Consider the following 7,491-nt stretch of genomic DNA (forward strand, 5'->3'; position numbering starts at 1 on the left):
GAAATTCAATCGATTTAATGAGTAATTCTATCACATCTAATATATTGGCTATTGAGCAAATGTATTCTAATAACAAATTTAATAATTACATTAAGTATATAGTTTTTCCTAATTTTAAAAATCTCACTCCCTCAACTTTGATAAATTTCGATTTTCCATTAACGGTTTTAGTTGGAGGAAATGGCACAAACAAGAGTTCTATTCTTAAAGCATTAGAGTCGTGCTGTCCCGATCATATTTTAAGCAAAAGATGGTTTTCTACACATATTGATGCTATTCCTGAGAAACCTGTCCCTTCTTTTATTTATGGCTATGATTTTAAAAAGAATAAAAAAGTTATTGAGGCCCAAGTATTAATTGCAAAATATTATCGTGAAAATGATCCTGATTACTGGGAAACAGCAAGACCAGTAACCTCCCTAGGAATGAGAAGATTACCAACAGATCCAACAGAAAAGAGATTCTGGGGCATTAATACACGCTGGCCTAAGATTGCTAATAAAAAGCCTGTATATTTAACATTCCGTGATTCTATTAGTGCTTTTGATAAATTCTTCTATTATGGTGATGCTCATCCTTATAAAAAGGATCAAAACTCTAGGAAAGAAGCGATAAGAAGAAGATCACGCCCCCTTAGTAATGTAATAGAAAATTCCTTAAATTCTTATATTTTTGATATGAAGGAGCGTGTAATTGAAAATACTGAATTAGATGATAGCGCACTAGAAGCTATTTCTAATATCTTAGGATGTAAATATCAAAAAATAATTATGGTTCTTCATACTTTTTTTAACTGTGAAGGTTATACATGTAAGATCAAAAAAAATAATCTTGATTATAGTGAAGCATTCGCAGGTAGTGGAGAATTTGCTGTTATTAAAATAGTATATGAAATTTTAAAGTGTGATCAAAATAGTTTAGTTTTATTAGATGAACCAGAAGTTTCATTACATCCTGGTGCACAGGAACGCTTGATCAATTTCCTCTTAGAACAAACAAAATTGAAAAAAATACAAATTGTTATAGCAACCCACTCACCTACTATGGTTCGACATTTACCATCTCAAGCAATTAAAGTCCTTTATTTAAATCCTTTAACTAATATGGTTGAAATTAATAAGCAAGAATGTACAGCTGAAGAAGCTTTTCATTATATTGGAGAACCTTTACCTCATAAGAAAACAATAATGGTCGAAGATATTCTTGCTTCTCATCTAATTGAACATTCTATTGAAGATCTTAATGAGGCACAAAAATCTCAGCTAGATATTAAATTTTTTAATGGGGGAGCTTTTGAGCTTTTAAATCATTTTGGTATACCTTGTGCACTTGAAGGAAGGACAAATGTATATATTTATTTAGATGGTGACCAAAAGACAGAATCCTTACCAGATATAGATTCTTTATCAAAAAAAGAACTTTTACAATTACCTTCAATTTTAAAAGGTTTTTGTAAAGGTGAATTAACAATCCCCTTTGATAGTAATCAAACTTTTGAACAAAAACTTCCTATTTATATTAAAATATTAAAATGGTTACAGAAGTTCGTCCTCTTTTTACCCACAGATGGCAACCCTGAAAGCATCATCTGGGAAAAAGCAACAGACCCTGAGAAAGCTAAAATTGATTCTTCTTTATCATACAAGAAAAAGTTTTCTACCTTAACGAAATTGAAAATTGGATCATGTCAAAGCAATGAAATACTCACAATACAAAGAATGCAATTAAAAACTATTCCAAAAGCTGATCCAGATTTACTTGAAATTAAGAGAACTGTACTTACTAAAATTCTAACTTAAAATAGATTTTAATGCTAAAGCATGTCTTCGTATTAACTCTGGAGGGAGTGCATTCCCTATCATTAGAGCAATAGAAGTTTGGCTAACTAATGGAAATTTATATTCTAAAGGAAACGTTTGTAGTAATGCAGCTTCCCTAAGAGTAATACATCTATCTTCTTCAGGATGTAAAAACCTTCCTTTTGAAGGGGAAGTACACCCACCTGTAATAGTTGGGGCTACATCGTCCCACTTCATACGCCCATACACATCACCAAATTGTCCTTGACGATTTTTATGACATTCTAATACTAAGTGGTCAGGTAACTCCTTTCTACTACCCCCATCTTTAGGAATTGCTTTAATTATCTCTAAAACTTTTTCAGATCTTTTCTGATTATAGTCGTGTAAAGGATCTCCTGATTCTCCTACAGGTTTTAATTTATGTAGCATAAAGTATTCACGAAGAGTAACTTTTTTCTCAACTTTAGATACTTTGGGTATATCACCTATCCGAGAAACTTTTAGAATCATTCGCTTTCTACGTTGAGGAACACCATAATCAGAAGCATCCTCAACTTGTACACTATTATCTGTAACAAGATATCCTAATTTTTTTATATGTTCTAAAAAATCAAACATCCTATGGTCTTTAGCTAATGCAGGTGGATTCTCTAACATAATACTTTTTGGTAGTAACTCTTCCACCAATCTTAAATATTCAAAGATTAATTCATTTCTATCATCAGAATGTGCAAGTACCTTTTTTCTAGTTCTTAAAGTAGAAAACCCTTGACATGGAGGACAACCTGCAAGTAGATCTAACTCCCCCTTTTTAAGATTTAAACTATCCATTAGTTCAGTAGCTGAAAGCAAACAAATGTCATTTTCAAAGCATTTAACTTCTGGATGATTTAGTTTATATGTTTCAGCAGCAATTGAATTAATCTCAACGCCTGCAATTACATTAAAGCCAGCCTGCTTTAATCCTTCCGTCAAGCCACCAGCCCCACAGAACAAATCTATTGCTGTCAATGACTTAACTTCCATCCGAACCTCTAAAAAACGTTTTTTCAAAATCTTAATGTTAAATCATATATATACTAATGTACATTACGAATGAATGATATCGTTCATAAATCTATTAATAATCATAATGGCAGATTTCCTTTAACTTTTTTTGACATATAATTCAAAGTCCAATAACAATAAAACTATAACTATGAAATACATCACACTTACCACCCTACTCTTATCTTTGGCTTTTACCGGCTGCCAGAAGCAACCAGATGAAGGTGTAGATCCAATTGCCACCGCTACAGCTTTTGAGAACTCAGATAATATTCTTAGCAAATATCTGGAAAAGTTAGATTCAGAGTTCACCACACAAGATGTACGGATTAAAATTTTATGCAGAGACTACCCGCGCGAGTATCAAAAAAACTATATGCCTAACTTGTTGAAGCTATCACCAGGTGAATACAGTGAGACAGTGCTCTTGGCTGACATGGATCTAGTTCTAGATCACTACAAGCAGACAAGCAATATCCAATGTTAGACGTTTCTTCCTACTGAAATATCGCCCTACTACATTAGGTTCAAGGCCAACCATGGCAAGGCCTGTAATAACAAAGTAAAGCACTACTAACCCACCCCAGCGGTGGGTTTTCTTTTGTCTATTAAAACTTATTTTACCTCAAGAGTAAAAAATAATTTTATAAATTTTACCTAATAGGTATTTACTTTGTTTTACCCCACAGGTATATTTTATCTCACAAACAAAGAAAAGCCCCAGCGTAGCCTACGACAACTACCTGGAGCGTGACCCACAACCAACCTGTGAGTGAAATTATTATGAATGCAAAATTGACTCCACACAATAGCTTCAAGGTAACTCTTGTTGCTACTGCCTTAACTGTAAGCGCATTAGCGTTTGGTTGGCATGCTGACTTTGGCACTAGCCAAGCAGCTCCAGCTCAAAATATTCAATCTGAATACGGCATCGTATCTTTAAAGATGCTTGATGACGTACGCGGTGAAGCAACCCTTAATCTAGATGGCTTTCGTTTGGAAATCACTTCGTTTGAAGTTGCAGCACATCCAGACGATTACGGTGTACCAGGTTCCGAGTTCACCAATGTAGAAGTAATAGAACTTGGTGAAATCAAGGTATTCGATGCCAATGGCAATCCATATAACGACTTCACTGATTATCAGGATCACCGCGAAATCAACGCAATGATCGCTGGTTATATCATGAAACACCGTCTGGTGGAGGTGCAGTCATGATTCTTAAATCTGCCGATCAAATATTTGAAGCACTTTTGAATGGCCAGCTGGTTTACTGGTGTGAATATGGCTCTGATGATTGGTCCCCGCTTAATGACCAAGCACAAGTTAATTTTGCTGATCTTTACACTGGTTTCCTGCAATTCAAAGCAGATGAACTACCTGTCATTCCAATGCCAGTAGAGTTTGGCTCAACCCATCGTTACTTCTCTGAATACATCAAGACGTTTGAAGGACTTGAGATTTACAGGGTTGGTAAAAACCGGGTGAGCTACTTCGCTTTACGTGTCAAAAGCTCAGGAACTATTGCTGACTATTTCTGCAATACGTTGATCTACTCCATCCAGCCTGACGGTTCGCTGAAGAAAATGGATAAGTCCACAGCTCCACAGTGGATTCTAGATGGTTTGGAAAATGCGCGAGTCGCCATGCGCAAAAATAAACGACATCAAGTTTTAGAAAGTACCGGCTTCTTTGGGTCTGAGGACTATAAGAACTTTAAACGCAAAAACCGTCAGCTAGGAGTACGTTGAGATGCCGATTAATATTATTCCAGCGGATCAACCGCTACTGGTTCAAGCCATTATCGTTTATCTGTACGCAGATCCGGGCTTGGGTAAAACATCAATTGGCTTCACCGGTGAGAAAGCAATTTCATTCGATTTCGATAAAGGCTCTCACCGTACCGGTGAACTGCGTCGCGGTGCTGTGGTTCAGGTCAATCAATGGGCTGATGTGGCTAACCTGACTATGCAGGATCTGAAACCATTTAAAACGATTGTGATTGATACCGTTGGTGCGATGCTTGAAAGCATTAAGACTCACCTATTGCTAAACAGCACAAATAAGCAGAAAGATGGCTCTTTAAAACTTAAAGCCCAAGGCTTGGCCAATAACATCTTCAAGCAATACGTGAATACGCTAATTGCTTCAGGTAAAGACGTCGTGTTCATTGCCCATGCATCAGAAGATCAGAACGGTGACCAAGTAATTTACCGACCAGATCTTGGGGGTAAGAACCGTAATGAGCTGTACCGCATTGCAGATGTGATGGGTTACCTGACCACTGTGCAAACGGGTGAAGGCAAGCATGAACGCGTGATTAGCTTTAGACCTTGCCCTACTCACCATGCCAAAAATGCAGGTGGTTTAGGTGGTGAAACTGGTGAAGTGTGGGTTCCAGACTTAAAAGCGAATCCGTCTTTCCTGGCTGACCTGATCAAACAGGCTAAAGACCACATCAACACTATGACACCTGAACAGCTTGCATCAATGAAGGCTCAGGAAGATTTAGATAACTGGATCCAGAGCTGTGCTGAGGCTCAGTATGCCAGCGATCTAAACCAACTTACTGAGTCTATCGATAAGAACCATACGTATTACAAAAATATGCGTGTTGCTCTTAAGACCAGAGCTGACGAAATGAAGTGCACCTTTGATATGCAGCGTAATGCATGGGTAGATCCTGTCGAGTTCTTTGGCATTAATGATCAGCAACTGGCTGACCTCCAAGCCTTCATTGATGAGCGCGGCCTTGATGCCAAAACCGTATGTGAGCATCTCGGTATTGATGCACTTAACCAAATCGAAGCCAGCAAACTGGCGGCTGTACAACAAGAAATTGAAAAATTGGCAAAGGAAACTATTAACGCATGAAAGCAATAATTTTGGACACGGAAACTCATACGATTAATGGTTTCCCTATTGAAATCGCATACGCACCTTGCTCTTTTGAGCAAGGTAACTTGGGGTTTGATCAAAGCCAGATATTTGATGAGTTCTACTCATGTCCTGAGCCAATCGCTTACGGTGCAATGGCAGTGCATCACATCCTGGAAGCTGACATCGAGGGCAAGCCAAGCTTTGATACTTTCCACTTACCTGAAGATGTGGATTGCTTGATTGGCCATAACATCAATTACGACATTGAGGCGATCCGTAAATGTGGTACGGATGTTCCTGAAAAATCGATCTGTACTTTAGCTCTGGCTCGTTTCACATGGCCAGAACTGGAAACTCACACCCTGAGCGCCCTGTTCTATTTTGTGAGCTCAGACAAGGAAAAAGCACGTAATTACCTGCGTAATGCTCACAGTGCGAAGTATGACATCTGGTTCACATACATCATCCTGAAAAACATCTGTTTAAAGTTGGGTATCAAAGACATGAATTCATTGCATGTCCTATCTGAACAGGTACGCACTCCAAATGTAATGCCTTATGGCAAACATAAAGGTACTCCATTAAAAGAGGTTCCAAAGGACTATGTGAAATGGATGCTGAGCACTGATATTGACCCTTATTTACGTAAAGCACTGGAGGCTGCAGCATGATTTTCAAAATTAAAAAGAAACATGAAGCTGGTTTTAAGCTGTGGCTCGAAAAGCTGGGTTATTCCAAGAAAGAACTTGCAGATGGTAGCGCTACTTTTTCAGGCAAAGGCACACGTAAAGCACTGAGCTATGTGTTTTTAAAGAACGATTTAACAGGCAATGCGGCATGTCAAGTGCTATTTCATGAATATGAAGAGCACCTGGATAACCCTGATTATTTAGATGTGAAGGTGGCGTGATGGAAAAGAATAAATTGTGGTGCGTAGGAATCTGCCCTGAAGATGATAGTCCGCATGAGCAGTCACCTGCCGTATCAAAAGAAATTGCTGAACGTGCTTTGGCTCGTTACAGAGCAATGACTAAGGTTGAAGGCAATCAGTTCATGATCGAATCATTTGATGAATACTTTCAGGTTCAAGAATGGGAAGGCACAGCCGAAGACCACCAAGAACTAATGTTTTACACAGAAGATTGGTTTAAAGAGCCGATGTACCAGTGCTTTGACCTACCAACAGCATGCAAAGTTTTTAAATATGGTGAGATTGTTGAATGCTACAAAAAAGGCTCATCACCACTTACTACATCAAATTTTGAAGAAGCCAAGCGCTTCTATGAGGTAGCGTGATGGATATTGAAAAATTAAAAGCTGAGTTTGAGCAGTCTGAATGCTTTAAACGTCTTGAGCATGTTGCACAGTACACATTTTTTGAATTTGGAGCATACATCAAACGTACTGATGTTCCTGCTGATATTGAAAAGAAGTGTGGAAAATTAATCACAGCCCTTCTTTTTAGCTGGTCAGCATGGAAGGAGGCCAAGGCCCAAGCGATGCCGGAAGGGTTTGTTTTGGTTAAGAAAGAGTTGCCTGAGCAGATTGCGGAAAAAATGGCGATTGATCGCATCGATAAGCCAAGACACGAGAATGATCCGGTTTGGAGTGAAATTGCGGAGCAATCATATAAGGATCAGGTCAAATCTAAAAAGTGGGAATTTTGGCGTGATTATAAAGCCATGATTGAAGCACAGGAGCCAGCCAATGACTGAAATTCAATTAACCAAACTTCAATTGGCTAACTATGTGTGTGATGAGC

At 38.1% G+C, this 7,491-nt stretch carries 10 protein-coding genes; 9 read left to right on the forward strand and 1 reads right to left on the reverse strand.

Annotated features, from left to right (window positions below):
• Nucleotides 1-1,799 (forward strand): ATP-dependent nuclease (locus B4J23_RS08535; RefSeq protein ID WP_291359967.1); only part of this gene is annotated, 1,799 nt, incomplete at its 5' end.
• On the opposite strand, the gene B4J23_RS08540 is transcribed toward B4J23_RS08535, so the two are convergent.
• Nucleotides 1,791-2,828 (reverse strand): DNA cytosine methyltransferase, encoded by a 1,038-nt coding sequence (locus B4J23_RS08540; RefSeq protein WP_291359969.1) that lies wholly within the window; start codon nt 2,826-2,828, stop codon nt 1,791-1,793. The genes B4J23_RS08535 and B4J23_RS08540 overlap by 9 nt on opposite strands.
• Before the next feature lie 172 nt (nt 2,829-3,000).
• Here B4J23_RS08540 and B4J23_RS08545 point away from each other — a divergent pair, with 172 nt between their 5' ends.
• From B4J23_RS08545 to B4J23_RS08580, 8 genes are all read left to right on the forward strand, one after another.
• Nucleotides 3,001-3,336, forward strand: coding sequence for a hypothetical protein (locus B4J23_RS08545; protein WP_291359971.1), 336 nt, complete (start codon nt 3,001-3,003; stop codon nt 3,334-3,336).
• A 308-nt stretch (nt 3,337-3,644) separates the two neighbouring features.
• On the forward strand, nt 3,645-4,067 hold the full coding sequence (locus B4J23_RS08550; RefSeq protein WP_291359973.1) for a hypothetical protein: 423 nt from the start codon (nt 3,645-3,647) through the stop codon (nt 4,065-4,067).
• The gene (locus tag B4J23_RS08555) at nt 4,064-4,600 is read left to right on the forward strand and encodes a hypothetical protein (RefSeq protein ID WP_291359975.1); all 537 of its coding nucleotides are present in this window, start codon (nt 4,064-4,066) and stop codon (nt 4,598-4,600) included. Before B4J23_RS08550 ends, B4J23_RS08555 begins: the two co-directional genes overlap by 4 nt.
• A gap of 1 nt (nt 4,601) precedes the next feature.
• Nucleotides 4,602-5,723, forward strand: a complete 1,122-nt coding sequence (locus tag B4J23_RS08560; RefSeq protein ID WP_291359977.1) for an ATP-binding protein — start codon at nt 4,602-4,604, stop codon at nt 5,721-5,723.
• Nucleotides 5,720-6,400 (forward strand): putative quorum-sensing-regulated virulence factor, encoded by a 681-nt coding sequence (locus B4J23_RS08565; RefSeq protein ID WP_005236638.1) that lies wholly within the window; start codon nt 5,720-5,722, stop codon nt 6,398-6,400. Before B4J23_RS08560 ends, B4J23_RS08565 begins: the two co-directional genes overlap by 4 nt.
• A complete protein-coding gene (locus B4J23_RS08570) occupies nt 6,397-6,639 on the forward strand; it encodes a hypothetical protein (protein WP_291359979.1) in 243 nt (80 codons plus the stop codon). Before B4J23_RS08565 ends, B4J23_RS08570 begins: the two co-directional genes overlap by 4 nt.
• The gene (locus B4J23_RS08575; protein ID WP_291359981.1) at nt 6,639-7,025 is read left to right on the forward strand and encodes a hypothetical protein; all 387 of its coding nucleotides are present in this window, start codon (nt 6,639-6,641) and stop codon (nt 7,023-7,025) included. The genes B4J23_RS08570 and B4J23_RS08575 overlap by 1 nt, the downstream gene beginning before the upstream one ends.
• Nucleotides 7,025-7,444, forward strand: coding sequence for a hypothetical protein (locus B4J23_RS08580; protein WP_262737581.1), 420 nt, complete (start codon nt 7,025-7,027; stop codon nt 7,442-7,444). Before B4J23_RS08575 ends, B4J23_RS08580 begins: the two co-directional genes overlap by 1 nt.
• The last annotated feature ends 47 nt before the right edge of the window (nt 7,445-7,491 follow it).

The sequence above is a fragment of the Acinetobacter sp. UBA3025 genome (assembly GCF_002367915.1).
Taxonomy (GTDB): domain Bacteria; phylum Pseudomonadota; class Gammaproteobacteria; order Pseudomonadales; family Moraxellaceae; genus Acinetobacter.

Coding starts and splice junctions, on each gene's coding strand:
- B4J23_RS08555 (WP_291359975.1), top strand. CDS start 4,064: ATGATTCTTAAATCTGCCGATCAAATATTTGAAGCACTTTTGAATGGC.
- B4J23_RS08545 (WP_291359971.1), top strand. CDS start 3,001: ATGAAATACATCACACTTACCACCCTACTCTTATCTTTGGCTTTTACC.
- B4J23_RS08560 (WP_291359977.1), top strand. CDS start 4,602: ATGCCGATTAATATTATTCCAGCGGATCAACCGCTACTGGTTCAAGCC.
- B4J23_RS08570 (WP_291359979.1), top strand. CDS start 6,397: ATGATTTTCAAAATTAAAAAGAAACATGAAGCTGGTTTTAAGCTGTGG.
- B4J23_RS08575 (WP_291359981.1), top strand. CDS start 6,639: ATGGAAAAGAATAAATTGTGGTGCGTAGGAATCTGCCCTGAAGATGAT.
- B4J23_RS08540 (WP_291359969.1), bottom strand. CDS start 2,828: ATGGAAGTTAAGTCATTGACAGCAATAGATTTGTTCTGTGGGGCTGGT.
- B4J23_RS08565 (WP_005236638.1), top strand. CDS start 5,720: ATGAAAGCAATAATTTTGGACACGGAAACTCATACGATTAATGGTTTC.
- B4J23_RS08580 (WP_262737581.1), top strand. CDS start 7,025: ATGGATATTGAAAAATTAAAAGCTGAGTTTGAGCAGTCTGAATGCTTT.